The 23222-nt window shown below is 71.7% G+C and carries 25 protein-coding genes; 14 read left to right on the forward strand and 11 right to left on the reverse strand.

Going from position 1 to position 23222, the window contains the following annotated elements:
- Positions 1-4: 4 nt before the first annotated feature.
- Positions 5-988 (forward strand): SDR family NAD(P)-dependent oxidoreductase, encoded by a 984-nt coding sequence (locus AC07DO_RS32060; protein ID WP_479064599.1) that lies wholly within the window; start codon positions 5-7, stop codon positions 986-988.
- A gap of 230 nt (positions 989-1218) precedes the next feature.
- The gene (locus tag AC07DO_RS32065) at positions 1219-2271 is read left to right on the forward strand and encodes a PI-PLC domain-containing protein (protein ID WP_479064601.1); all 1053 of its coding nucleotides are present in this window, start codon (positions 1219-1221) and stop codon (positions 2269-2271) included.
- Positions 2272-2283: 12 nt separating this feature from the next.
- Here AC07DO_RS32065 and AC07DO_RS32070 read toward each other — a convergent pair whose 3' ends face one another.
- Positions 2284-2673 (reverse strand): VOC family protein, encoded by a 390-nt coding sequence (locus AC07DO_RS32070; protein ID WP_479064603.1) that lies wholly within the window; start codon positions 2671-2673, stop codon positions 2284-2286.
- Between the two features lie 167 nt (positions 2674-2840).
- Between AC07DO_RS32070 and AC07DO_RS32075 the strand changes: the two genes are divergently transcribed.
- The 6 genes from AC07DO_RS32075 to ligD all read left to right on the forward strand — a co-directional run bounded on the left by AC07DO_RS32075 (position 2841) and on the right by ligD (position 7821).
- Positions 2841-3713, forward strand: coding sequence for a LysR family transcriptional regulator (locus tag AC07DO_RS32075; protein ID WP_479064604.1), 873 nt, complete (start codon positions 2841-2843; stop codon positions 3711-3713).
- A gap of 131 nt (positions 3714-3844) precedes the next feature.
- On the forward strand, positions 3845-4027 hold the full coding sequence (locus AC07DO_RS32080; protein WP_150175212.1) for a hypothetical protein: 183 nt from the start codon (positions 3845-3847) through the stop codon (positions 4025-4027).
- Positions 4024-4806 (forward strand): hypothetical protein, encoded by a 783-nt coding sequence (locus AC07DO_RS32085; protein ID WP_479064606.1) that lies wholly within the window; start codon positions 4024-4026, stop codon positions 4804-4806. Before AC07DO_RS32080 ends, AC07DO_RS32085 begins: the two co-directional genes overlap by 4 nt.
- A complete protein-coding gene (locus AC07DO_RS32090) occupies positions 4803-5729 on the forward strand; it encodes a DUF6895 family protein (RefSeq protein ID WP_479064608.1) in 927 nt (308 codons plus the stop codon). The genes AC07DO_RS32085 and AC07DO_RS32090 overlap by 4 nt, the downstream gene beginning before the upstream one ends.
- Positions 5730-5821: 92 nt before the next feature.
- Positions 5822-6871: a serine hydrolase domain-containing protein gene (locus AC07DO_RS32095; protein ID WP_479064610.1), complete on the forward strand. Its 1050-nt coding sequence runs from the start codon at positions 5822-5824 to the stop codon at positions 6869-6871.
- Positions 6868-7821: a non-homologous end-joining DNA ligase gene (ligD, locus tag AC07DO_RS32100; RefSeq protein ID WP_479064612.1), complete on the forward strand. Its 954-nt coding sequence runs from the start codon at positions 6868-6870 to the stop codon at positions 7819-7821. The genes AC07DO_RS32095 and ligD overlap by 4 nt, the downstream gene beginning before the upstream one ends.
- A gap of 44 nt (positions 7822-7865) precedes the next feature.
- Here the strand turns inward: ligD and AC07DO_RS32105 are convergent, their stop codons facing one another.
- On the reverse strand, positions 7866-8441 hold the full coding sequence (locus AC07DO_RS32105) for a hypothetical protein (RefSeq protein WP_479064614.1): 576 nt from the start codon (positions 8439-8441) through the stop codon (positions 7866-7868).
- Positions 8442-9116: 675 nt separating this feature from the next.
- Between AC07DO_RS32105 and AC07DO_RS32110 the strand changes: the two genes are divergently transcribed.
- The 3 genes from AC07DO_RS32110 to ku all read left to right on the forward strand — a co-directional run bounded on the left by AC07DO_RS32110 (position 9117) and on the right by ku (position 11475).
- A complete protein-coding gene (locus tag AC07DO_RS32110) occupies positions 9117-9275 on the forward strand; it encodes a hypothetical protein (RefSeq protein ID WP_479064616.1) in 159 nt (52 codons plus the stop codon).
- Positions 9276-9339: 64 nt separating this feature from the next.
- Positions 9340-10314: a hypothetical protein gene (locus tag AC07DO_RS32115; protein WP_479064618.1), complete on the forward strand. Its 975-nt coding sequence runs from the start codon at positions 9340-9342 to the stop codon at positions 10312-10314.
- A 138-nt stretch (positions 10315-10452) separates the two neighbouring features.
- Positions 10453-11475, forward strand: a complete 1023-nt coding sequence (gene ku, locus AC07DO_RS32120) for a non-homologous end joining protein Ku (protein WP_479064620.1) — start codon at positions 10453-10455, stop codon at positions 11473-11475.
- 34 nt (positions 11476-11509) lie between these two features.
- Here the strand turns inward: ku and AC07DO_RS32125 are convergent, their stop codons facing one another.
- Entirely contained in the window at positions 11510-12721 is a 1212-nt protein-coding gene (locus AC07DO_RS32125) for an epoxide hydrolase family protein (protein WP_479064622.1), read from the reverse strand.
- Between the two features lie 103 nt (positions 12722-12824).
- Between AC07DO_RS32125 and AC07DO_RS32130 the strand changes: the two genes are divergently transcribed.
- Positions 12825-13400, forward strand: coding sequence for a CGNR zinc finger domain-containing protein (locus tag AC07DO_RS32130; RefSeq protein ID WP_479064624.1), 576 nt, complete (start codon positions 12825-12827; stop codon positions 13398-13400).
- Positions 13401-13441: 41 nt separating this feature from the next.
- Here AC07DO_RS32130 and hemC read toward each other — a convergent pair whose 3' ends face one another.
- Complete coding sequence (gene hemC, locus AC07DO_RS32135; protein WP_479064626.1) at positions 13442-14377, reverse strand: hydroxymethylbilane synthase; 936 nt, start codon at positions 14375-14377, stop codon at positions 13442-13444.
- Positions 14378-14660: 283 nt separating this feature from the next.
- Here hemC and AC07DO_RS32140 point away from each other — a divergent pair, with 283 nt between their 5' ends.
- Entirely contained in the window at positions 14661-15134 is a 474-nt protein-coding gene (locus AC07DO_RS32140; RefSeq protein WP_479064628.1) for a GNAT family N-acetyltransferase, read from the forward strand.
- A 69-nt stretch (positions 15135-15203) separates the two neighbouring features.
- Here the strand turns inward: AC07DO_RS32140 and AC07DO_RS32145 are convergent, their stop codons facing one another.
- The 5 genes from AC07DO_RS32145 to AC07DO_RS32165 all read right to left on the reverse strand — a co-directional run bounded on the left by AC07DO_RS32145 (position 15204) and on the right by AC07DO_RS32165 (position 20261).
- Positions 15204-15455 (reverse strand): hypothetical protein, encoded by a 252-nt coding sequence (locus AC07DO_RS32145; protein ID WP_479064630.1) that lies wholly within the window; start codon positions 15453-15455, stop codon positions 15204-15206.
- Positions 15456-15642: 187 nt separating this feature from the next.
- Positions 15643-17151 carry an MFS transporter gene (locus AC07DO_RS32150; protein WP_479064632.1) on the reverse strand — a complete coding sequence of 503 codons (1509 nt, stop codon included), beginning with the start codon at positions 17149-17151 and terminating at the stop codon, positions 15643-15645.
- Positions 17152-17163: 12 nt separating this feature from the next.
- Positions 17164-18696 carry an MFS transporter gene (locus tag AC07DO_RS32155; protein WP_479064634.1) on the reverse strand — a complete coding sequence of 511 codons (1533 nt, stop codon included), beginning with the start codon at positions 18694-18696 and terminating at the stop codon, positions 17164-17166.
- Between the two features lie 120 nt (positions 18697-18816).
- On the reverse strand, positions 18817-19410 hold the full coding sequence (locus tag AC07DO_RS32160) for a sigma-70 family RNA polymerase sigma factor (RefSeq protein WP_479064636.1): 594 nt from the start codon (positions 19408-19410) through the stop codon (positions 18817-18819).
- Between the two features lie 116 nt (positions 19411-19526).
- Positions 19527-20261, reverse strand: coding sequence for a hypothetical protein (locus AC07DO_RS32165; RefSeq protein WP_479064637.1), 735 nt, complete (start codon positions 20259-20261; stop codon positions 19527-19529).
- Positions 20262-20494: 233 nt separating this feature from the next.
- Between AC07DO_RS32165 and AC07DO_RS32170 the strand changes: the two genes are divergently transcribed.
- Complete coding sequence (locus tag AC07DO_RS32170; RefSeq protein WP_479064639.1) at positions 20495-21340, forward strand: alpha/beta fold hydrolase; 846 nt, start codon at positions 20495-20497, stop codon at positions 21338-21340.
- A gap of 109 nt (positions 21341-21449) precedes the next feature.
- Here the strand turns inward: AC07DO_RS32170 and AC07DO_RS32175 are convergent, their stop codons facing one another.
- Positions 21450-22703, reverse strand: coding sequence for a cation:proton antiporter (locus tag AC07DO_RS32175; protein WP_479064641.1), 1254 nt, complete (start codon positions 22701-22703; stop codon positions 21450-21452).
- Between the two features lie 4 nt (positions 22704-22707).
- Positions 22708-23193 carry a cation:proton antiporter regulatory subunit gene (locus AC07DO_RS32180; protein WP_150175229.1) on the reverse strand — a complete coding sequence of 162 codons (486 nt, stop codon included), beginning with the start codon at positions 23191-23193 and terminating at the stop codon, positions 22708-22710.
- Positions 23194-23222 lie beyond the last annotated feature (29 nt).

The raw sequence follows: 23222 nt of genomic DNA on the forward strand, positions 1-23222 counted from the left end.
CGGCATGCCCACTCTCCTCTCCGAGAAGGAGCCGGCCGGACTCTCGGCCTGCGTCACGGGCGGCTCACGCGGCCTGGGCCTGCTGATCGCCGACCAGCTCGCCGCCCGCGGCTGCGCCGTCACCTTGGCGGCCCGCGACCGCGAGGAACTGGAGCAGGCCCGGAGCAAGCTGCTGCGACGCCATCCGCGGGCCGTGGTCGACGTCGTGGTCTGCGACGTCAGGGACCAGGACGAGGTGCGGTCCCTGATGCGCGGCATGTACGAGCGGCGCGGCGGACTCGACGTCGTCATCGCCAACGCGGGCGTCATCCAGGTCGCCCCGGTGGAGTCGATCGGCGCCGAGGAGTTCCAGGGCGCCATGGACACCATGTTCAAGGGAACCCTGCACGCGGCCCTGGAAGCCCTCCCGTACCTGAGGAGAAGCCCTCACGGCGGACGTCTCGGCATCATCTCGTCCGTGGGCGGCCTGCTGGGAGTGCCGCACCTGCTGCCGTACGCCTGCGCCAAGGCGGCGGCAGGTGTGCTCGCCGAGGGGCTGCATGCCGAGGCGGCGGCGGACGGCGTGAGCGTGACAGCCGTCTATCCCGGCCTCATGAGGACGGGCTCCCACCTGCACGCGCAGTTCGGCGGCGACCGCACCGCCGAGTACACCTGGTTCTCCGCGCTCGCCGGGGCCCCGCTCGTCTCCATGAACGCGCAGCGCGCGGCCGCCCGGATCACCCGTGCCGTGCTGCGGCGGCGGGTCAGGCTCGTGCTGACTCCCATGGCACGGGTCGCGGACCTCGCGCACGGCGTGGCGCCGGGCCTGACCACGCGCGTCAGTTTGCTGGCGGCCAGGGCGTTGCCCAACGGCACCGGCAGGCGTGAGCCGCTGGCGGAGGGCAAGGACACCGCGCCTCCGGCCCACCCCGTCGCGGCGCGGGTGCGGGCGTGGGGCAGCGCCATGAACGACAAGGTGACGCACTCCTACAACCAACGTCACGGCTGAGCCGCGCACCCCGTGTGCCGGTAGCCGCGTCCCCTGTACTGGTGGCCGCGTCCGGTGGCCGCGCCAACTCTCCGACCAGCGCATATGTTTCGCATGTGACGGTGTGGGCAGGTGCGGCAGCTGAGGCCGGATGCGGACACACGTGTCCGGCACGCTCTTTCCCGAGGTACGGCATCTTCCTGTGCCGCGCCCGGACGGAGCGCAGCACAGGAACGGACGGAGAAACAACCGTGATACGTGGAGCCCGTACCCGCTCGACCGCCCGGGCGGCGACGTTCGCCGCCGCGAGCGGCGCCTTGGTCATGGGCCTGGCCGCCCCGCAGGCAGGCGCCGCCTCCGGCCCGACGGATGCCGGGTCCGGCAAGGCGCCGCAGGCCGAGGCGCGGACCAAGTCGCAGGCCAGGTCGCAGTCCGGGGCGCAGGACAAGCGGCCGGTCTGGGCGATCGCGCACCGGGTGCTGACCGTCGACGGCGTCGACAAGGCACTCGGCCACGGGGCCAACGCGATGGAGATCGACACCACCGCCTGGAAGAAGGGCTGGTGGGCCGATCACGACGGGTCCCCCACGAGTTCCGGCGACACCGTGTCGGACATGTTCGACCGGATCGCGGAGCAGCGCCGCGCGGGCAAGAGCATCGGGTTCGTCTGGCTGGACATCAAGAACCCCGACTACTGCGACAGCGGCGACACGAAGTGGCGGCACTGTTCGGTCGCCGCGCTGCGCGACCTGGCCCGCACCAAGCTGGAGAGCGCGGGGGTGCGGGTCCTGTACGGCTTCTACGGCACGGCGGGCGGGACCGGCTGGAAGGACGTCAGCGGCGGCCTCACCGACCTCGAAGGCGTGGACATCAGCGGCGACTCCGAGGACGTCCGGCGGCAGTACGGCGAGTTCGGCGGGGCCATCGCCCACAATCAACGGGTGATGGACAAGGGCCTGTTCAACCTCAACCTGCCGACCGTCCTTGAGAACGTGACCAAGCAGCTCCGCCTCGGTTCGGAGGCGCGGGACCGCGGCGAACTGGCGCGTGTCTTCGGCTGGACGACGGCGGCCGGTGACGGCGACGCCACCAACCGTCTGCTGGACGAGTCCGGCGGCAACGCCGACGGCCTGATCTACGGCCACCGGGCCTCCTGCTACCCCGACGGCGTCTCCGGCAGCCGCGGCTGCGGCAAGGACGAGTCGGACGCGAAGCAGGCACTCGCCCACATCCACGAGTTCGTCCGGTCCCACGGCGAGACCCGCCGCATGGCCACTACGGACGACGTCCCCTTCGGCAACTGAGAACGAGTCCCTTCAGGAGTCCTGCGGGTACCAGCGCAGCTCCACCGTGTTGCCGTCCGGGTCCTTGACGTAGAGGGAGAGCGCGGTGCCCCGGGCGCCGAAGCGCTTGCCGGGGCCGTCCACCACGGTGAACTCCCCGGAGTCGATGACCTCCTGCCAGTCCAGGGGCTCGACGACCAGGCAGATGTGGTCGACGTTGGAGCCCGCCGGTTCGCCGTCGGGCCCCTCGATGAGGTCGATGATCGTGGTGGGGCTCACCCGCACGGAGGGGAAGGGGACCTGGCCGGCCCGCCACTCGTCAACCCGCACCGGGTCGAGCCCCAGCGGGCCCGTGTAGAAGGCCAGGGAGCGCTCGATGTCGGCGACGTTCAGGACGAGGTGGTCGAAGGCGATGACGCGCATGGCTGACTCCGTGGGTCGAAGGGGAGAAGGGGCTTTTCAGAAGCGGAGAAGGTACTTCTCCAGGAGTGGAGAAGGTGCTCTCCGGGCTGACTCCAGGATCTCCGACCGATGATCCATCGGTCCAACGCATGTTTGTCATCCGATCCATCGTGTTTCACGATGGATCGATGGACCTTCAGCAGATGCGGTACGTCGTCGCGGTGGCGGAGACCGCGAGCTTCACGCGCGCGGCGGCGAAATGCCACGTCGTCCAGTCCGCGCTCAGCCACCAAGTGGCGCGCCTCGAGAAGGAGCTGGGTGCCCGGCTGTTCGAGCGGACCAGTCGCAAGGTGTGGCTGACCGGCGCGGGAGAGGCGTTCCTGCCCGCCGCACGCCAGGCCCTGGAAGCGGCCGAGCGGGCCCGCGCCGAGGTGGCCGCGGCGACCGGTGAGGTGCGGGGCAAGCTGACCGTGGGGTCCATCCCCACGGTGGCGGCCGTCGATCTCCCCGCGGTGCTGCGGGACTACCGAGTGCGCTACCCGCAGGTACGGATAACGTTGCGGGCCGGCTCCAGCGAGCGGCTCGTGGAGCAGGTGCGCGAGGGCGCCGTCGACGCGGCGTTTCTCGGCGTGCAGCCCGGTTTCCGGCCCCAGGGGGTACGGGACCGTGAACTGGCCCACGGGCAGCACGTCGCCGTGGTCGCGCCGGACCACCCGCTGGCCGCCGAGGAGGAGGTCGACCTCGGCCGCCTCGCCGACGAGACGTTCGTGGACTTCGCCGAGGGCAGCGCCGCGCGCTCCCAGTCGGACGACGCGTTCGCCGCCGCGGGGGTGCCGCGCGAGGTCGCCTTCGAGGTGTCCGGCGTCGAGCTCATGTCCCGGATGGTCCGCCATGGTCTGGGTGTCGCCCTGCTGCCCGCGCCCTTTGCCGCGGAGCTGCACGGTGTGCGGTGCGTACCGGTCACCAATGGGCCGGTACGCGTGGAGCGCCTCGTCTGGAGCCGCTTCGCCCCGTCACCTCCGGCCGCCGCCTTCCTGGCCCTGCTGGACGAACTGCCCTAGCCGGGCGGGGCGTTGCGCCCTCTGGCGATCGCCTTGGTTCGCGAAACAGACATATAGGACCAATGGCCTTAGACTGGTCCGAGGGTGGGCGTCACTGGACTCGGTGACGACGTATCTATGAGGAGGCACTGATGCTTGCTCAGCACACACCGCTTCTTTTCACTCCGACGGACACCGAGGCGCTCAGTACGGCCATGGTGGAGCCAGAGGCGATTCTGAGCGACGCGCCGATCTACTCGCCGCGCGCGGAAGGCACCCTCCTCGCGCTGATCCTTCTCTCGCCGAAGCAGCCGAAGGAGCCGAAAGGCAAGTGAGTCCCGATCAGTCGCAGACCGCGTACGCCGCGTCAGCGGCTGACCTGGCCCTCCGTGCCCTCGACGCCCTGCGCGGCGTCGGGGGCACCGCCGTGCTCGCAGAGCACGTCGAACGCGCGGACGACCCCAAAGCGGCGCTGGCCGCCATCCGCGTCGTCGGAGCCGACGGCTTCGCCCCCCACCTGCTGAGCGGCGCGGTCTTCCACCCCCAGGACGCCGCCGCCGTCACCCAGTCCTTCGCGGTGTTCCCGCCCGCGGTGGGCACCCCCCTCCCACCGCCCGAGGGCGCCGTCGAACCGTGGCTCGTCGCCTGGCGCGACTGGGCCACGTCGACCCTGCTCGCGCGGTTCACCGAGGGGGCCGACGAGCAGCCCGGCGGCACGCCTCTCGCACCGCAGCCCGTGGGCGCCCCGGTCCTCGGGGATCCGTCGCACTCGTCCGACGGATCCGCCGACACCGAGTGGCAGCGCTGGTCCGTCCGCATGGGCCAGCTCTCACCGCTCGCCCTCCCCGGCCTCGAAGGACCGGTCCACTCCGCCGCCCGCACCGGAGCCGCGCCGCTGGCTCTCGCCCGCGGCGCCACCCGCGCCATGCTCCGCCGCGACTTCCCCACCGCCGCCCGCATCGCGCGCTGGCTCGTCCTGCTGCACACCGAAGGCGTGCCCCTGCCTCTCGACCCGGCACCGCTCGTCGAACACCTCGGTCTGTACGGCGCCGGACCGCGGCTCGCCCTCGACGTCGCGATCGCCCGGCAACTGCTCGGACTGGAGGACGTATGACGGCGCCCGTGACGCGCACCGCCCACCAGGTGGGCTCGCAGGCCCTCGCCTGGCTCCACGCACACCGCGAGCGCGGCGCGCTACCGTCCGACACCTCCGCCGACCTCGGCGACCCCAACAGCGTCTACAAACCCCTCGGGGAGAGCGCCGCCGCCGCCTCCCTCGTGCTGCGCGAGTCGGTCGCAGGCAGTACCGAGCAGCGCATGGCGAGCGAGCTCCTCGACTTCTGCTGGGAGCAGTTCGGCCAGGGCGACATGCTGTACGAACGGCTGCTGCGCTATCCGATGATGACCGACCCGCTCGAGACGTACGCACCGTTCGTGCGCGGCGGCCTGCGCCACGAACCCCTGGAGCGGCTGCTCGGCCACACCAGTGCGCTGCGCTCCGTCCGCAGTTCCGAATACCTCCCCAACCGGCGGCTCGCAGTGGCCAACGCGGCCCGCATCGTCGGCCTCGACCGCGGGGAACGCGCGTACGACTGGGGCACGTTGACCCGCGCCACCTGGCTCGGCGCGACACCGGAGCCCTGGCTCATCGACTGGATGACCGGCTACTGCCTCACCCACACGGTCTTCCACCTCACCGACTGGGGCGGCACGCCCTCCGGTCTGCCCGCCGGCCTGGCCGCGTACGTGACCACCTGGCTACCGGTCTGGATCGACATCTGGGCCGAGATCGAGCAGTGGGACCTGGTGGGCGAACTGCTGATCGTGGGCTGCTGTCTGGAGGAGCCCTACTGCGAGCCCGCGGACTGGGAGCGGTTCGCCGCGGTCCAGCACCCGGACGGGCTGATGCCGCGCGACGGGGAGCCCGTCGACGACGACCCCGAGCAGCGGTTCACCGACCAGCAGCACACCGCCGTGGTCGCCGCTGTCGCCGGGACGCTCGCGGTGTCGCGGACGCTGGGCGGGACGCACGGGTGAGGAGCCCGAGCGGCGGACGCGGAAGCGGAGCGTGGATCGCGGACCGCAGCGGCACGGGGGCGGCACCGGCGGCGCCAGCCTGGGCGGCACGCATGGTCGACGCCCTGCGCGCCACCGCTCCCGGCGCGAGCGCGGTGGCCCTCGCCGTACGACGGGGCCCCGACCAAGCCCTGATGGCCTCGGGCGCCACCGCACGCGACGGCGGAGCACCCGCAGGCCCCGACACCCGGTTCGAGATCGGCTCCCTCACCAAGACGTTCACCGCGCTCCTCCTGGCCGAGATGGCGGCCCGCGGCGAGGTCGCGTACGACGACCCCATCACCCGCTTCCTGCCCCGCGCCGCCGCCCCCCGCTCGCGCGGCGCGCCCCTCACCCTCCTCCACCTGGCCACCCACACCTCCGGCCTGCCCCGACTGCCACCGGGCTTCCTGCGCACGGCCGCACCCACCTGGTTCAGCAACCCGTACGCGGGCTACTCCGCCACGTCCCTGCACCGCGCCCTGGCCCGCACCCGGCCCCAGCCCGCCCCCGGCACCCGCGTGCGCTACTCCAACTTCGGCGTCGGCCTCCTCGGCGAACTGCTGACCCGCGCCGCCGGCGGGGGAGACTTCGCCCCGCTGCTCGCCGACCGCGTCCTGCGACCGCTCGGCCTCACCCGCACCAACTGCAGCACCGACCAGCCGCAGGCCACCGGCTACTGGCACGGCAGAGCCCGCCCCACCTGGCAGATGTCCGCCCTGCCCGCGGCGGGAATGGTCCGGTCGACCGCACGCGACCTCCTGACCACGCTCGACGCCCTCCGCGACCCTGCCACGGCGCCCGCCACCGTCCCCCGCACGCTGCGTACCGCCCTCGCCGACGTCACCCGCCCCCGCATCGCCCTGCCCCGCGGCGACAGACGCATCGCCCTCGTCTGGAACATCAGACCCCGCCCCGACCGCGACCTCTACCACCACTCCGGAGGCACCCGCGGCTTCACCGCCTTCGCGGGCTTCAGCCCACAGGCCGACGTGGCCCTGGTCGCCCTGGCCAACACCGGCCCCACGCTGACCGGCGCGTTCATCCAGCGTGCCTACCTCGAACTGTGGGCTCTCGCCCAGCCGTCGGAGCAGGACGGCCCGGGCGAGGGCCCTCGCTCATGACCGCCCTGCCGCGCATCGCCCCCATGCTGGCCACCCCGGGGACACTGCCGCCCCCGGCCGATGAGCACCTGTGGAGCACCGAGACCAAGCACGACGGACAGCGGGCGCTGGTGTACCTGCCCGGTGACCGCACCCTCGTCGTCCGCTCCCGCTCGGGCGCGGACATCACCGCCGCGTACCCGGAACTCCGGGGCCTGGCAACAGTGTTGGGCGATGCACCGGTCGTGCTGGACGGGGAGATCGTCGTACTCGACGAGGCGGGCCGTTCCAGCTTCGAACGCCTCCAGCCGCGGATGGGCCTGTCCGGCTCCCCGGCGAAGGCGGCCCGCCTGGCCGCTCGGGCACGCGCACACCTGATCCTCTTCGACGTCCTCCACGTGGACGGCCGACTCCTGACCCAACTGCCGTACACCCGGCGCCGCGACACCCTGAAGGGGCTCGTCGAACCGGGCCCGGACTGGTCGGTCCCGACGGCGGTGACCGGGCACTGCCACCAGGCACTGGAACTCGCCCGGTCGCAGGGCCTGGAGGGGCTCGTACTGAAGCGGCTCGACTCCGTGTACGAGCCCGGCAGGCGCTCCCCGGCCTGGATCAAGGTCAGGAACGTGCACACGGCGGATGTCGTCATCGGCGGCTGGATGCCGGGGCAGGGCCGGCTCGGCGGGCTGCCGGGCGCGGTGCTTGTGGGCGAGTACGTGGACGGGGTGCTGGTCTACCGGGGAAGCGTGGGCACAGGGTGGAACGAACGTGAACGAGCCGACATCGCCCGCCTGTTGGACGTCGCCGCCGTCGACGAGTGCCCCTTCACTCCCGCGCCGACGGCGCCCGGCGCCAGGTGGGTACTGCCGAGGCTGGTCGCCGAGATCCGGTACACCACCCGCACGCGGGCCGGCCTCCTGCGTCACCCGGTGTGGCACCGGCTGCGTCCGGACCTGGCGCCCGAGGTGTGACGCGCCGGAGACTGTCGGGCGACGCGGACCCCGGCCCTCCCGTCTCAGTCTTCGTCGTACTCGTCGTACGCGTCGTTCACGCCGGCCGCCTCGTCCGCGCCGGCCAGGGTCTCGGCGACCATGCGGGTGGCGAAGTCAGGGTCGTCGGTGATGCGGTTGATGTGCTCCGCGAGGAGGAAGGCCGTGGCTTCCAGAGGGTTCATCTCGGCCTCGGTCCAGTCCCCGTACTGCTGACGCCAGAGGTTGGGGCTCAGACCGGTGCCCGCGGCGATGACCAGGCCGGCCATGGTCGGGATCGCCTCGGCCGGAATGCTCTTGGGCATCATGCGCATCGTCGCCACGAGCGTGGGCACCACGTACTCGATGACGTCCTTGCCGTGGTCCTCATGTGCCTTCCGCAGCCACGACATGAACATATAGATGAGCGTGCAGGCGCCGTTGAGCAGGTCGTCGGCCCCTCTCGGACCCAGCGACGCCGCGAACTGCCTGACCATCTCCTGCTGTTCCGGGTCGACCTCGGTCTTGCCGGCGTGAATGGTCTTGAGCCGCGAGTCGATCATCATGAGCGCCGTTCCCACGTCGCCGACGGGAGCGTGTTCGGGGTCGCAGGGCGATGACACAGGGTTCCTCCTCGAGTCGCCACGGAGGGCAACAGGCCGTGCCCGTACAGTAGTCGGCCGACGGGGTCACGGTCTGCCGCATGGTCACTCCGCCCGGTGCGGGAGAGGTGGCCTCTCGTCGGCCCTGTGATCGAACACAGCGACGGACTGGCGTGGACGAGGGCGTGAGCCCCACGGAGCTGGCGATACGCCTCGGCGCGCCCGAGGACTCACCGGTCCTCGACCCGGCGACCATCGAGCGGACCTGGCCCTCGCTCCAGTACAACGACCCGTACATCGGGCGGATCGGCGACGCCGGGAACGGCTGGTCGTTCTGTCTGCTGCCGTGCGCCGCCATGGAGGTGAACGGCTCGGACAACCCTATGGCACCGACGGCGGTTACCCCTCGCAGGGCATCCGGACCATCGAGATCACCGACACCGGAATGGACCCGGCCAACATCATCCACATGCACGACGAGACGTACGTGTGGAGCTGGTTCGACGGGCATTCCCACGACCGTGCCGCGGAGCCGGACCTGCTCGACCTGGACGAGGAGACGCGGGACGCCCACGACCGACAGTACGAGATCGTCTATCAGGCGATCAGCGAGCACTTCGCCATCGGCCTGCCCCGTGAGGAAGTCACGGGGCGCCCGACGGCCCCTACGAGCCGTGCGGGGCCTGCGGCGGCGAGATGGTGCTCGAGAACGCCCAGTGGGGCTCGGACGGCTACTCCCTCACGTGCACGGGCTGCGCCCCCGGGCACCGCGTCGGGAATCTCCGGCGCACCGGAACCAGGACCGAGCCCAACCCGACGTGGGAACGTCTGCGCGCCCTCGGCTTCGACCTCTGAGACGGTCCGTCCGGGTTGCCCGCTCGACGTGCGGGGTGGCCGCGACCGGGGGACGCTGTAGCTGATGCGGCGCAAGAGTGGACGGGGTGGCGACGAGGAACGCGACGTGGAGAGTGTTCTTGACGAGCTCTACGCCACGCCGCCGCCCCGGTTCGTCTCCCGCCGCGAGGAGCTGGCCGCCCGGGCCAGGACGGACGGACGCGCGGAGGACGCCCGTCGGATCCGTGCCGCCCGTCGCCCCACGCTCGCGGCGTGGGCGGCGAACCTGCTGCTGCACTCCCAGCCGGCGGAGAGCCGCAGGTTCCTGGAGCTCGGGCGTGAACTGCGCGCGGCGTACCGGACTCTGGACGCCGCGGAGATCAAGGAACTGTCCAAACAGCGCACCAGCGTCGTCTCCGCCCTCTCCCGGCAGGCCGTCACGCTCGCCATGGACGCCGGCCACCGGCTGTCGGACGCGGCGCAGCAGGACGTCGCGTCCACCCTGCGCGCGGTGCTCGCGGACGAGAACGCGGCGGACCAATGGTCGGCCGGCCGCCTGGAGAGCACGCTCACCCCGCCCTCCGACTTCCCGTCAGGCGCGGACTCGGCGCCGAAGGCGCGGGCTGCGGCCCCCACGGCGAAACGCGCGCCGCGGGAACGCTCGGAGCCAAAGAAGGAACGCGAGGAACACAAGGACGAACTCGCCGAGCGCCGCCGCCAGAAGCAGGAGAAGCGCGCCCGAGAGGCCCGCGAGGCGGCCGAAGCGGCGGATCGGCGACTCGACGAGACACGTGCCGAACAAGAAGAGGCCGACACCGTGCTCCAGCAGGCGCGCGACCGGCACGACCGGACCCGGCAGCAGGTGTCGGACGCGGAGGACGCGCTGGAGCGGGCACGTGAGGAACTCCGGCGGGCCCAACGGGAGCGGAAGAACTCCGAGCGGGAGCAGAAAGAGGCCGAGAAGCGGAGCCGCGCGGCCGCGACCGCGACGACGGAGGCCGAACAAGCGGCGCAAGAGGCCGCGGAGAAGTCGGAACGTCTCCGCGAAGAACTCGACTAGTGCCCCCACTTGCTTCCGCGTCTCCCGGCCGCGCACGCGGTCTCCGCCGCTCGGCCGCCCTCAGCGCGCGCCCCGCGCCCGGGAGTGCCAGCGTGGTCAGCGAGGGCCAGTAGGGCATGACGACGGGAGTGGGCGTACATGGCACGCGCGATCTGGACCGGCGTGATCACCTTCGGGCTGGTCAGCGTGCCGGTGGGTCTGTACACCGCCGTCGAGAACCACACCGTCCACTTCCACCAGCTCCAGCGCGGCACGTCCGACCGGATCCGCAACCGGCGCGTCAACGAACGCACCGGCAAGGAAGTGCGGACCGAGGACATCGTCAAGGGGTACGAGGCGACCGAGGGCGAGTACGTCGTCATCGAACCCGAAGAGCTGGACGAGGTCGCCCCCGGCCGGTCCCAGACCATCGACATCAGCGACTTCGTCGACCTGGACGCGATCGACCCGGTCTACTTCGACCGCACCTACTACATCGCTCCCCGCGGCAAGGACCACACCAAGGTGTACGGGCTGCTGAGGGAGGCGCTCGCGGAGGTCGGCAAGGCGGGCATCGCGACGTTCGTGATGCGCGGCAAGCAGTACCTGACCGCTCTGCGGGCCGACGAGAAGGTACTCGTGCTGCAGACCCTGCACTGGGCGGACGAGGTCCGCGACCCGGCTCAGGAGCTCCCCGAAGTGCCCTCGGGCCGGGCCGGGAAGGGCAAGGAACGGGACATGGCGATCCAGCTGATCGACGCGCTGGACGCGCCCTGGGAACCGGCCAAGTACCACGACACCTATCAGGAGAAGGTGCGGGAGCTGGTGCGCGCGAAGGCGGAGGGTCAGGAGATCACGGCCGCCGAGGAGGCACCCGAGGCCACCAACGTCGTCGACCTGATGGAAGTCCTGCAGGGCAGCCTCGACCGCGCCCGGGGCGGCAAGGGAAGTAAGGGCAGTAAGGGAAGCAAGGCCGGTGGGGGCGGCGAGGGAGCCAAGCGCGGTCAGGGGGCCAACAGCGACGCGGTGAGCAAGGCCGCGTTGCAAGAGCTGAGCAAGAGCGAGCTCTACCAACGCGCCACGGACCAGAACATCGAGGGCCGCTCCAAGATGAGCAGGGACGACCTCATCGACGCGCTGTCCCGTGCGGGGCGGCGCAGGGGCAAGAAGAGCGCGGCTTGATCGCGCGGTCATGGGCTGCCGACGACGACCGCGGTCACCTCCTCGCGGCCAGCACGGCCGCGAGGCCCGCTCGCAGGTCCTCGACGAAATACTCGGGCATTTCCATCGACGGGAAATGCCCCCCGCGTTCGGGCGCGTTCCACCGGACGATCTGTCGGTACCGCTCCTGCGCCCAGGGACGCGGCGACTTCTCTATGTCGCGGGGGTACATGGTGATGGCGGACGGGACGTCGACCCGAAGTTCGGGATCGAGGGAGTTGTGGCTCTCGTAGTAGATGCGGGCCGCCGACGCGCCGCTCCGCGTCAGCCAGTACAGGGTGACGTCGTCGAGAACCCTGTCCATGGAAAGCGTCTCGAACGGGCTGTCCTCGGTGTCCGTCCACTCGGCGAACTTGTCGAGGATCCAGGCGAGAAGCGCGACCGGTGAGTCGACGAGCGCGTAGCCGATGGTCTGCGGCCGGGTCGCCTGCTGTTTCGCGTACGCCGCGCGGTGGTGCCAGAAGTCGTGGGTTTCCTCGGTCCACGCGCGCTCGGTCGCCGTCAGTCCGTCCGTCGTCAAGCCGGGGGGCGCCTCCGCGAACAACGTGTGGATGCCGAGAACGTGCGCCGGGAACCTGCCGCCGAGAACCGTGGTGATGTTGCCGCCCCAGTCGCCGCCGTGGGCCGCGAACCTGTCGTAGCCGAGCCTCCCCATCAGCTCCACCCAGGCGGCCGCGATCTTCTCGGTCCCCCACCCGGTGGTGGCCGGTTTGTCGCTGTAGCCGAAGCCCGGGAGCGAAGGGGCCACGACGTGGAAGGCCGGCGCGTCCGCGTCGTCCGGATCCGCCAGCCCGTCCACCACATCGACGAACTCGGCGACGCTGCCTGGCCAGCCGTGCGTCAGGAGCAGGGGAGTGGCATCCGCGCGCGCGGACCGGCGGTGCAGGAAGTGGATGCCCAGGCCGTCAATGGTCGTGCGGAACTGGCCGATCCGGTCGAGGCGCTCTTCGAAGGCCCGCCAGTTGTACTCGGTGCGCCAATAGTCGACGACTTCGATGAGGTCGGCGAGCGGTACGCCCTGATCCCACCGGCCCGGGCCGGGCGCGGCGCCATGGACCGTCTCGGCCTCCGGGAGCCGCGCCGCGGCCAGTCGCGCGCGCAGGTCGTCGAGGTCGGCGTCGCTCGCGCGGGCTTCACATGCTTGTACGTCCGCTCGTGCATCCGTTGGTACATCTGCTCGTACACCGTCGCTGGTGGGACGGGACATGAGACCTCCTGGCCGTCGTGGAACCGGCAATGAACCATCGCGAACCGGCTAAGCCGGTTCTAGCAGTACACCGAGCCATGCCGCAACCGGCTAAGGTGGTTCCATGCATGCTGAGTTCCCCGGCTTCCGTCTCGGCAAGGTGCTGGCCACCAGCTTCACGGCGACCCTGACGGAGCGTCAGGGAGATCCCGTGGAACGCATTCCCGTGCCGCACCGGCTCGTCGACTGGCTGGCGGTGAGCGGTCTCGCCGTGGACTCCTGCACCCCTGCCCAGCTCGACCTCGCCCGGGAGCTGAGGGAGTCGATCCATGCCGCCGCGACGGCGGCCGCGCTCCAGGACGCTCTCCCCGCGGCCGCCGTCCAGGTCATCAATGACCGCAGTGTCCAGGGTCGGGCCGCGGCTGTCCTGACGGCCGAGGGCGAGCGGCGGTGGCGGCTCGGCTCGGCACCCCGCGTGGAAGACGCCCTCAGCGTGATCGCCGCCGACGCGATCGGCGTCATCGCGGGCGAACGCGACGGAAAACTGGCCTTGTGCGCGTCACCCACGTGCCGGGCCGCCTTCTTCGACACCAGTCAGAGCCGCACCCGCAAATGGTGCGACATGAACACGTGCGGGAACCGCCAGAAGAAGGCGCGCTTCAACGCCAACCAGCGGAAAGACGCCGCGTCGGCGCCGTGATCGCCACCTCGGAGCGTCCTCGCGCCCGGGATGGCGTCGCCTCAGTGGGCGATGCCGTCGATCAGGTCGCGTGCTCCCTGCCGGAGCAGCGCCACGGCGACGGACGTGCCGAGCGTCGCGGGGTCGAGCGGGCCCGCCCACTCATGGGCGTTCAGCACCGTCTTGCCGTCGGGCGTGAACACGCAGGCGCGCAGCGACAGGTCGCCGCCCCGCTCCGAACGGGCGTACCCGGCGATCGGCGAATTGCAGTGCCCCTGCAGGACGTGCAGGAACATGCGCTCCGCGGTCGCCTCCCGCCAGGCGTCCCTGTCGCCCAGGTCCGACACGGCGTCGATGGTCGCGGTGTCGTCCTCGCGGCACTGCAGGGCGAGGATGCCCGCACCGATCGGCGGGCACATCGTCTCCACCGACAGGATCTCGCAGGCCAGCTCGGGGCGGCCGACGCGGTCGAGGCCCGACTGGGCGAGCAGCAGTGCGTCGGCGTCACCGGCCGCGAGCTTCTGCAGGCGGCGGCCGACGTTTCCACGCATCGGCACGCACTGCAACTCCGGGTGCGAGGCGGCGAGTTGCGCCACCCGGCGGACCGACGACGTGCCGATGCGGGTGCCGGCGGGCAGCTCGTCGAGGGTGAGGCCGTCCGGGTGGATGAGCGCGTCCCTGATGTCGTCCCGCTTGAGGAAGGCGGCGAACGTGGTGCCGGCGGGAAGCGGCCGGTCCGCGGGGACGTCCTTGACGCAGTGCACCGCGAGATCCGCCTCACCGGCGAGCAGCGCCGCGTCGACCTCCTTGGTGAACGCTCCCTTGCCGCCGAGCGCCGCGAGATCGCCCATCCAGCGGTCCCCCGAGGTGGTGACCGGCACGACCTCGGTGCGGATACCGGGGTGCAGTTCGGCGAGTTCGGTGCGTACGCGCTCCACCTGGGCGAGGGCCATGGGGGAGGAGCGGGAGACGATGCGGATGAGCTCAGGAACGGACATGCCGTCCACGATAAGGGCTCCGGAGGGGTGCCTCGGACACGCGTCCAACTGATCAAAAGGTCGTAGGAACAAGCGAGTTGGCTCGGCGGGGGCGGCTCGCGCACCGGTCCGGCGCGGCGAGGTCGGCGTTTCGTCCGTCGACCGCGAGTCGGACCCGACAACCACTCGCGGTCCCCGGCCGCCACTCGCGCGGCCCTCGGGGCATGCGCGAGCCCCTGCCGCCTCATAGCGTGAAGACGCACGCAGCCGCGGCCCCGGCGCCGCACCGCCCCTGGGAGGCCCCATGACCAGCCCCGCCGCGCCGGAGCGCGAGACAGAGATCGTCCTCGAACCGATGCGGGCCACCCATCTGGCCGACGTGCTCGCGCTGGGCCGCCGCGTCTACGACACATCGGTGAAGCCCTACACCTCATGGTCCCTCTCCGCCATCGCCCGGCACGCGGACGGCGAGGCGTCCGCCTGCTGGGTCGCGCTCGCCGGTGACGACCTCGCCGGCTACGTCCTCGGCTCGATGGGCTTCGACCAGCGCACCGACTGGGGCAACCTGGAGTGGATCGCCAGCGCCCCCGAGTACCAGGGGCAGGGCATCGCGAGCCGCCTCGTGAAGGCCTGCTGCGCGACGCTCACGGAGGCGGGCGCGAGCGCCGTCGTCACCGACGTCGAGTCCCGCAACACCGCGTCGGCGGCGCTGATGCGGAGCAACGGCTTCGAGGCGAGCGTGTCGGTGACGCTGTTCGTAAGGGAGACTTCGCGGTAAATCGCGTCCCACCCGCGGGGCTGCGATGGCGTGCCGCCCAGGACACGCCACCGCACCCTCGGGCCTGGATCAGCAGGTGGCGTTGAACTGCCAGAACGCGGCCTTGGTCTTCGTGCCGGCGTCCCCGTCGATCGTGCCGGGGTTGAACCCCTTCTTCTTCAGCCAGCACTGCCAGGTCTTCACGGCCTTGGTGCTCACCGCCGGCTTCGCGTCGGACGCGGGTGCGGCGAAGCTCGCGCTCGCCCCCGCCAGGCTGCCCGCGGCGATCGCGGCGACGGCGCTGACGCTCACGAGCGTCCTCGCCATGATGCTGTTACGCATGGGTTCCCCCTTCGGCGCACGTCAGAAGCTGCGGGGCGGCGCATCGGCTTGCGTCAACCCGTGAGTTGAGGCTGCTCAACCAGGAGTTGATGTCCGTCTCCATCGGCCGCGGTGGCACGCGGGGGACGTGCAATTCCCGCGGTATGCGCGACACCGCTGTGCGAGGGGATCCGGGGTGCGGACGGCGTCACTCGCCGGTACGACGTCCGGGCTCCAGCGGCGGCGCCTCGACCCCGCAGCAGGTCCTGCACTGCGGCTCGCTGCCGTGTTCGCCGTGCCAGGCCGCCGTCCGGCCCGGCCGGACGAACAGCGCGGCCGCGGCCGCCGCCAGGACGAACAGCGCGGCGCAGCCCACCGCCGCCTTGCCGAAGGAAGCGTTCAGCGCGTCCGGGTCCGCGTACGCCGTCCCGGACAGGCCGACCACGAGCGGCAGCCCCGCGACGACGAGCAGCTGGGCGATGCGCGCCGCCGTGTTGTTGACACCGCTGGCGAGCCCCGCGCGGCTCGCGTCGACGGAGGCCAGCACGGTCGCCGTGAGCGGTGCCACGAAGAGGCTCATGCCGAGGCCGAGGACGACCACCGCGGGCAGGACGTCGGTGACGTACTCCGCGCCGGGCCGTACCCGCAGCATCAGCAGTACCCCCGCGGCCGCCACCAACGGCCCCGCGACGAGCGGCAGCCGCGGGCCGAGGCGCCGTGCGAGGTCGCCCGCGGACGCGGACAGGAGCAGCATCAGGACGGTGATCGGCAGCGTCGCCGTACCCGCTTGCAGCGCGTCGTAGCCGAGCGTCGTCTGCAACTGCACCGGCAGCATGAACAGGATGCCGCCGATGGCCGCGTACAGGCAGAGCGTCATCACGTTCGCCGCGGTGAACAGGCGGGAGCGGAACAGATCGAGCGGGAGCATCGGGTTCCGCCTGCGGTGTTCGACCATGACGAAGACCGCGCCGGCCGCGAGACCCAGCACGCCCGGCAGGATCACTCCGGCCGCCGACGTGTCCCCGGACGCGCCGATCAGCGCGAAGCTGACGCCCGCGAGGAACAGCGCGGCCAGCCACGCGCCGGGCACGTCGAACGGCTGCTGGGCCGCCGTCTCGTCGCGGCTCTCCGGCACGTGCCGCGCCGCGAACAGGACCAGCGCGGCCAGCGGCACATTGATCAGGAAGATCCACCGCCAGCCGGGCCCGTCGATGAGCCAGCCGCCCAGGAACGGCCCGACCGCCCCGGCCACCCCACCGAGCCCCGACCACGCGCCCACCGCGCGGGCCTGGTCGTCCGGCCGGTACGAGGCACGGACCAGCGCCAGCGAACCGGGTGTCAGCAACGCCCCGCCGACGCCCTGGAGCGCGCGGGCCGCGATGAGCGTCCCGGCATCCTGTGCGAGCCCGCACAGCGCGGAGGCCGCCGCGAACCACACCACGCCGATGACGAGCGTGCGCCGCCGCCCGATGCGGTCGCCGAGCGCCCCGCCGAGGAGCAGCAGCGCGGAGAGGGTGAGCATGTAGGCGTTGACGACCCACTGCAGGGCCGAGAGGGACGCGTCGAGGTCCTTGCCGAGCGTCGGCAGGGCTACGTTGACGACCGTGCCGTCCAGCAGCGCCATGCCCGACGCGAGCACCGCGCACAGCAGCACCCAGCGGCCGCGGGCCGAGGCGAGGGCGACCCCACCCGCGGCCCGGTCCGTGCCCGAACCCATCGTGCCACCGCCCTACATGTGGACCGCGCCGTCGCCCGTCTCCGTCGTCACCGGCGCCCCTCTGCGGTACAGGATCACCGTAACGACCAGGCCGATCGCGAAGAAGAGGGCCGACCACCAGTACGCCGTCGAGTACGACTGCATCGCCGCCTGCGCCCGCACCTCCGGGCTCGGCTCCCTGCCCACCAGGTAGTTCGAGGCAGCCGTGGTGGCGAGCGTGTTCAGCAGCGCCGTGCCGATCGAACCGCCCACCTGCTGACTGGTGTTGACCATCGCGGAGGCCACGCCCGCGTCGTGGGCCGCGACACCGGCCGTCGCCATGCTCATCGCCGGCGCGAAGATCAGGCCGAGACCGAGCCCGGCGACCAGCAGCGGCGGCAGGACGTGCGCGGCGTAACCGCTGGTCACGTCGAGGGCGGTGAGCCAGGCCATGCCGGCCGCGGAGAGACCCATGCCCAGCGGCACGATCGGCTTCGCGCCCACCCGCGGCACCAGGTTGTTGGTGGTCACCACGGAAGCCACCACCATCACCGCCACCATGGGCAGGAAGGCGAGGCCGGTCTTGACGGGCGTGTACCGCAGGATCTGCTGCAAGTAATACGTGAGGAACAGGAACACGCCGAACATGCCGGCGCCCGAGATGAACATCGCGAGGAACGACGCCCCGCGGTCCCTGTCGAGGGCGACCCGCAACGGCAGCAGCGGATGCGCGGCCCGTGTCTGCCACCACGCGAACAGCACCAGGAGTACCGCGCCGACGACGAGGAATCCCCAGGTCAACACGTCACTCCAGGCGTGTGTCTCGGCGTTGGAGAAGCCGTACACGATGCAGAAGAGTCCCGCCGACACCAGCAGCGTGCCGGGCACGTCGAGCTTGGGCCGGTCCGGGGGAGCGCCCGCGTGCAGCAGTCGCGCGCCGCCGACCATGGCGACCAGGGCGAACGCGAGGTTCACGTACAGGCACCAGCGCCAGTTCAGATACTCCGTGAGTACGCCGCCGAGCAGCAGCCCCACCGCGCCGCCCGCGCCCGCGATCGCGCCGTAGATGCCGAACGCCTTGGCGCGCTCCCGTGGATCGGTGAACGTGGTCGTGAGCAGCGACAGGGCCGCGGGCGCGAGCAGCGCGCCGAACACGCCCTGCAGCGCGCGGGCGGCCACCAGCATCGAGAAGCTCGTCGCCGCGCCGCCGATCGCGGACGCCACGGCGAAGCCGGCGAGACCGGCGAGGAAGACGACCTTGCGGCCCACCAGGTCGGCGATGCGTCCGCCGAGCAGCAGCAGGGAGCCGAAGGCGAGCGCGTACGCGGTGACGATCCATTGGCGATTGCCGTCGGAGAAGCCCAGATCCTTCTGGGCGGAGGGCAGCGCGATGTTCACGATCGTCGCGTCGAGCACCACCATGAGCTGGGCGATGCCGACCACCGCGAGGATCAGCCAGCGATGCTCGTGCCGCCCGCCTCCCGTGTGCGGCACGGACGCGCCGGCCTCGCGCGCGGGATCGGACGCCGGAGCGGGTTCCGGCACCGGCATGGCTTCACGGTCCATGGCGACGACCTCCAGACACCCCCGCACCACGCTAAACGCCCTGCTCGGGGGCCGCGACCGGGGCCTCATCAAGGAGGCCCCGGTCGCTGTGGGGGAGTGCCTCGGTCGCGGTACGGACCGCTATGCGGCGTGGTCCGCAGCGAGCAGCAGCTCGCTCACCCGTTCCCTGGCCCGCGCCACGCGCGAACGCACCGTGCCGATCGGACAGCCGACGGCGTCCGCCGCGTCCGCGTAGGGGAGCCCGGCGATCTGGGTGAGGACGAACGCCTCGCGGCGCGGTGCGTCGAGGGTCTCCAGGAGGTCGAGCAGGGCCACGCCCTCGTCGAAGCCCGGCAGGCCGTATGGCTGGGCGCGCTCCGCGGCCGCCTGCCAGTCTCCGGTGTCGGCGATCCGGGGCCGGGCCGCCGCCGAACGGAAGCGGTCGGCGACCACCCGGCGCGCGATGGCGAGAAGCCAGGTGCGGGCGCTCGACCGCGCGGCGAAGCCCGGCAGTGCGGTCAGGGCACGGAGGTACGTCTCCTGCGTGAGGTCGTCGGCGCCGTGCAGGTCACCGCTGAGGTGGGCGACGAAGCGCCAGACGTCGCGGCGCGTGGCCCGCACGAACTGCTCGAACGCCTGGGCGTCGCCGTCGCGGGCCGCGAGCGCCCACTGCGTGGTCAGCTCGTCGCGGGTCGGGTCGCTGCCGGGCCGGGACCGCAAAAGGGCAGGTGTCATCGCAAAAGGTCCTTCGGTGAAGGGAGTTCGGAAAGCGGCGTCGCGTGTCCTGTTCGCCTCATGGGAGTACGGGCGGACGCCGAAGATCCGCCCGGCACCGAGGGGCGCGGGCGGTTTCAGGAACTGACCGGAAGGACCGGTGGACCTCTGCGCGATACGACGTGCTGGAGAAGGACCCCGCGCAGCCGCGGCACGGGCACGCACGTGGCGACGTGCGGCGGCGTCGGCGGAAGGGACGTGACGACGACCGCGAGAACGAACCGCAGCGGCACGAACACGGCCGCGGCGAGCGCACGTCCCGTACGGAAGACGGCGGCCTCACCGCGCCACAGCCACAGGGCGCAGATCAGCGCCGCGACGACGTGGGCGAGGAACATGCCGAAGCCGCTGTGCCCGAAGACCGACATGACCCAGTGGGAGAGGCCGTCGTCGGGCATGGCGGAGTGCGTCGGGAGGGGAGCGGACGAGTCGGCTCCGGGCGCACCGCCGACGGACGGTGACGCGTTCATCGGCATCGGGTGGTTCATGTGGTTCATGCCGTCGTCCGGGTGGGCACGGGTGACGGCCGACGCCCCGCCCCCGACCGGCGGACCGGCCATCCGCTGTGCCAGGCCGAACAGTTCGTGCAGACACAGCTGCGCCGCGACCGTGGCGCCGATGACCGCGGCCGCCCCGCGTTCGCGCCCCGTCAGCCACCACGCGGCGGCGAGCGTGGCGGCGAACGCGTACCCCACGGCCCACCAGGGCAGCACGGCACCGGACATGACCGCGTGACCGAGGGCCGTGGCCACCACGCACACGGCCGCGAACATCGCGGCTCGTGCGAGGCGGAACACCGGCCCAGTGGTCATGGAGAGCATCGTGCCAGGCCGGGGCGTGCTCATGGGAGGGGAGTCCACCAAGTGCCCGAACTGCCCGTATGCCGCCCGGTGATCGGAAGATTTCATTCCGAGCACGAAGAATACGTACCGGTCGGTAACACCCTTGACGCGGCGTGCGCGTATCGAAAATGATCTCGATCAGTGGTCGGCATTGCCGAACGCTGTTCGTTGCCAGCTCCCCCCTTTCACCGTTGGGAATGCTCATGCACCTGCGTCTCGCCGTACGGTCCCTGACCGCCGCGGCCGCCCTCGTCCTCGGATGCGTGGGCCTCGCCGCCCCGGCCCACGCATCCTCCGTCCCCGCCTCCGCGCCGGCCTCGGTCCTGGACATCCCGCCCCGCGGCGCCAACGACTGGTCCTGCAAGCCGGACGCGGCGCACCCGCAGCCCGTCGTCCTGGTCAATGGCACGTTCAAACTGATGGCGGAGAACTGGGCCACGCTGTCGCCCAGGCTGAAGAGAGCGGGCTACTGCGTCTTCGCGTTCAACTACGGAAAGGCGGCCACCGCCGCGGTCCCGCGGTCGGCCGCGGAGCTCAAGGACTTCGTCGAGGCCGTCCGCGCCGCCACGGGGGCGGCGAAGGTCGACCTGGTCGGTCACAGCCAGGGCGGCATGATGCCCCGCTACTACGTCACGTTCCTCGACGGCGCGGACAAGGTCGACGACCTGATCGGCATCGTGCCGTCCAACCACGGCACGTCCAACCCCCTCGCCAAGCCCCTCGGCGACATCGCCTGCCCGGCCTGCCTCGACCAGATGGCGGGCTCCGAGCTGCTCGCGAAGCTCAACGAAGGGACCGAGACACCGGCAGGGCCCGACTACACGGTCGTCACCACGCGGTACGACGAGGTGGTGATTCCGTACACCAGTGCCCTGCTGACCGGCCCCAAGGAGTACGTCACGAACGTGGTCCTCCAGGACCGCTGCCCCCTGGACCCGTTCCTGCACGACCAGGCGACGAAGGATCCGGTCGTGGCCCAGTGGGTGCTGAACGCGCTGGACCGCGAGGGGCCGGCCGACGCGGCCTTCCGGCCCAGATGCGTCGGCTAGTCGGTCCGCGCGTGGGTTCTTGTTCCGGTTGTCGGCCCGGGCGGCACGGGGGGAGTACCGCCTCCCGCGTGCCACCCGGCGCGACAACGACAGAGCCTGTGCGCCGGTCCTAGGACCGGTCGTCGGCGTCCTGCCCGTCCAGGGCCTCGACCGCGTCCCGGGGAGCGGGCACCTGCGCGGCCCCGGCGGCCGACGTACGACGTCGCGCCAGCACGCCGCCCACGTAACCCGCGATGGGCTGCGTGTAACGGGCGGTCAGCGGCCCGACGATCACGAGGATCAGGACGTACGCCGTGGCCAGCGGCCCGAGCGAAGGCTCGATGCCCGCCGCGACCGCGAGCCCCGCGATGACGATGGAGAACTCGCCGCGCGCCACCAGCGCACCGCCCGCCCGCCAGCGGCCCTTGACCGAGACGCCCGCGCGGCGGGCCGCCCAGTAGCCGGTTGCGATCTTCGTCAGAGCGGTGACGACGGCGAGCGCGAGCGCGGGCAACAGCACCGGCGGGATGCTCGACGGGTCGGTATGCAGCCCGAAGAAGACGAAGAAGACGGCGGCGAACAGATCACGCAGCGGCGCGAGCAGCGAGTGTGCGCCCTCGGCGACCTCACCGGACAGCGCGATGCCGACCAGGAACGCGCCGACGGCCGCGGACACCTGGAGCTGCTGCGCGATCCCCGCGACGAGGATGGTCAGACCAAGCACCACCAGGAGCAGCTTCTCCGGGTCGTCGCTGGAGACGAACCGCGAGATGAGCCGTCCGTAGCGCACCGCGATGAAGAGGACGATTCCGGCGGCGCCCAGCGCGATGGCGAGCGTGAGACTGCCGGCCGCGAGACCGACGCCCGCCAACAGGGCGGTGATGATGGGCAGATAGACGGCCATCGCCAGGTCCTCGAGGACCAGGACGCTGAGGATGACGGGCGTCTCGCGGTTGCCGAGCCGGCCGAGGTCGCCGAGGACCTTGGCGATGACACCGGACGACGAGATCCAGGTGACACCGGCGAGCACCACGGCAGCGACCGGGCCCCAGCCCATGAGCAGCGCGGCGATGGCGCCGGGCAGCGCGTTGAGGGTGCAGTCGACCAGACCGGCCGGGTACTGCGTCTTGAGGTTGCTGACGAGGTCGTTGGCCGTGTACTCGAGGCCGAGCATCAGCAGCAGCAAAATGACGCCGATCTCGGCGCCGATGGCGACGAACTCCTCGCTGGCGCCCAGCGGCAGCAGGCCGCCCTCGCCGAACGCGAGTCCGGCGAGCAGGTACAGCGGGATCGGCGAGAACCGGAAGCGACCCGCGAACCGGCCGAGCAGGCCGAGGGCGAGGATGATCGCGCCGAATTCGATCAGAAAGACAGCGGAATGCATACGGTCACTCCCGCCCGAGTATCGTCGCGGCGGTCTCGACGCCTTCGCGCGTCCCGATGACGATCAGGGTGTCCCCGCCCGCGAGGCGGAAGTCGGGGGCGGGCGACGGAATGGCGTCGGCCCTCCGCAGCACGGCCACGATCGACACACCCGTCTCGGTCCGCATCCGGGTCTCGCCGAGGAGCCGTCCGTTCCAGTGCGAGGTCGCCGAGAGCAGGACGCGCTCGGCGACCAGGCCCAGGTCCGTGGTGTGCAGCAGGGTCGGGCTGTGGTGCGAGGGCATGAGGGCGTCGATGAGCGCGTCGGCCTCACCGGAACTCAGCCGCGTCGACAGCGCGCACTCGTCCGGGTCGTCGGACCGGTAGGCGCTCAGCGTCCGTGCGCCGTCCCGGTGCGCGATCACCGAGAGGCGCTGCTGTTCTCGGGTCGTGAGGTCGTACCGGATGCCGATGCCAGGAAGCGGCGTACGGCTGAGTCGTGAGGCGGGCACAGCTTCTCCCCTTGCGTAATGGATGGATC

The organism is Streptomyces sp. NPDC045678, from assembly GCF_056432085.1.

Bases quoted from the DNA above. Each gene is read 5' to 3' on its own strand.
- AC07DO_RS32165 (WP_479064637.1), bottom strand. From the start codon at position 20,261: ATGACCACTGGGCCGGTGTTCCGCCTCGCACGAGCCGCGATGTTCGCG.
- AC07DO_RS32075 (WP_479064604.1), top strand. From the start codon at position 2,841: ATGGACCTTCAGCAGATGCGGTACGTCGTCGCGGTGGCGGAGACCGCG.
- AC07DO_RS32150 (WP_479064632.1), bottom strand. From the start codon at position 17,151: ATGGGTTCGGGCACGGACCGGGCCGCGGGTGGGGTCGCCCTCGCCTCG.
- AC07DO_RS32080 (WP_150175212.1), top strand. From the start codon at position 3,845: ATGCTTGCTCAGCACACACCGCTTCTTTTCACTCCGACGGACACCGAG.
- AC07DO_RS32170 (WP_479064639.1), top strand. From the start codon at position 20,495: ATGCACCTGCGTCTCGCCGTACGGTCCCTGACCGCCGCGGCCGCCCTC.
- AC07DO_RS32130 (WP_479064624.1), top strand. From the start codon at position 12,825: ATGCATGCTGAGTTCCCCGGCTTCCGTCTCGGCAAGGTGCTGGCCACC.
- AC07DO_RS32145 (WP_479064630.1), bottom strand. From the start codon at position 15,455: ATGCGTAACAGCATCATGGCGAGGACGCTCGTGAGCGTCAGCGCCGTC.
- ku (WP_479064620.1), top strand. From the start codon at position 10,453: ATGGCACGCGCGATCTGGACCGGCGTGATCACCTTCGGGCTGGTCAGC.
- AC07DO_RS32115 (WP_479064618.1), top strand. From the start codon at position 9,340: ATGCGGCGCAAGAGTGGACGGGGTGGCGACGAGGAACGCGACGTGGAG.
- hemC (WP_479064626.1), bottom strand. From the start codon at position 14,377: ATGTCCGTTCCTGAGCTCATCCGCATCGTCTCCCGCTCCTCCCCCATG.
- AC07DO_RS32060 (WP_479064599.1), top strand. From the start codon at position 5: ATGCCCACTCTCCTCTCCGAGAAGGAGCCGGCCGGACTCTCGGCCTGC.
- AC07DO_RS32110 (WP_479064616.1), top strand. From the start codon at position 9,117: ATGGTGCTCGAGAACGCCCAGTGGGGCTCGGACGGCTACTCCCTCACG.
- AC07DO_RS32070 (WP_479064603.1), bottom strand. From the start codon at position 2,673: ATGCGCGTCATCGCCTTCGACCACCTCGTCCTGAACGTCGCCGACATC.
- AC07DO_RS32160 (WP_479064636.1), bottom strand. From the start codon at position 19,410: ATGACACCTGCCCTTTTGCGGTCCCGGCCCGGCAGCGACCCGACCCGC.
- AC07DO_RS32090 (WP_479064608.1), top strand. From the start codon at position 4,803: ATGACGGCGCCCGTGACGCGCACCGCCCACCAGGTGGGCTCGCAGGCC.
- AC07DO_RS32155 (WP_479064634.1), bottom strand. From the start codon at position 18,696: ATGGACCGTGAAGCCATGCCGGTGCCGGAACCCGCTCCGGCGTCCGAT.
- AC07DO_RS32125 (WP_479064622.1), bottom strand. From the start codon at position 12,721: ATGTCCCGTCCCACCAGCGACGGTGTACGAGCAGATGTACCAACGGAT.
- AC07DO_RS32095 (WP_479064610.1), top strand. From the start codon at position 5,822: ATGGTCGACGCCCTGCGCGCCACCGCTCCCGGCGCGAGCGCGGTGGCC.
- ligD (WP_479064612.1), top strand. From the start codon at position 6,868: ATGACCGCCCTGCCGCGCATCGCCCCCATGCTGGCCACCCCGGGGACA.
- AC07DO_RS32175 (WP_479064641.1), bottom strand. From the start codon at position 22,703: ATGCATTCCGCTGTCTTTCTGATCGAATTCGGCGCGATCATCCTCGCC.
- AC07DO_RS32140 (WP_479064628.1), top strand. From the start codon at position 14,661: ATGACCAGCCCCGCCGCGCCGGAGCGCGAGACAGAGATCGTCCTCGAA.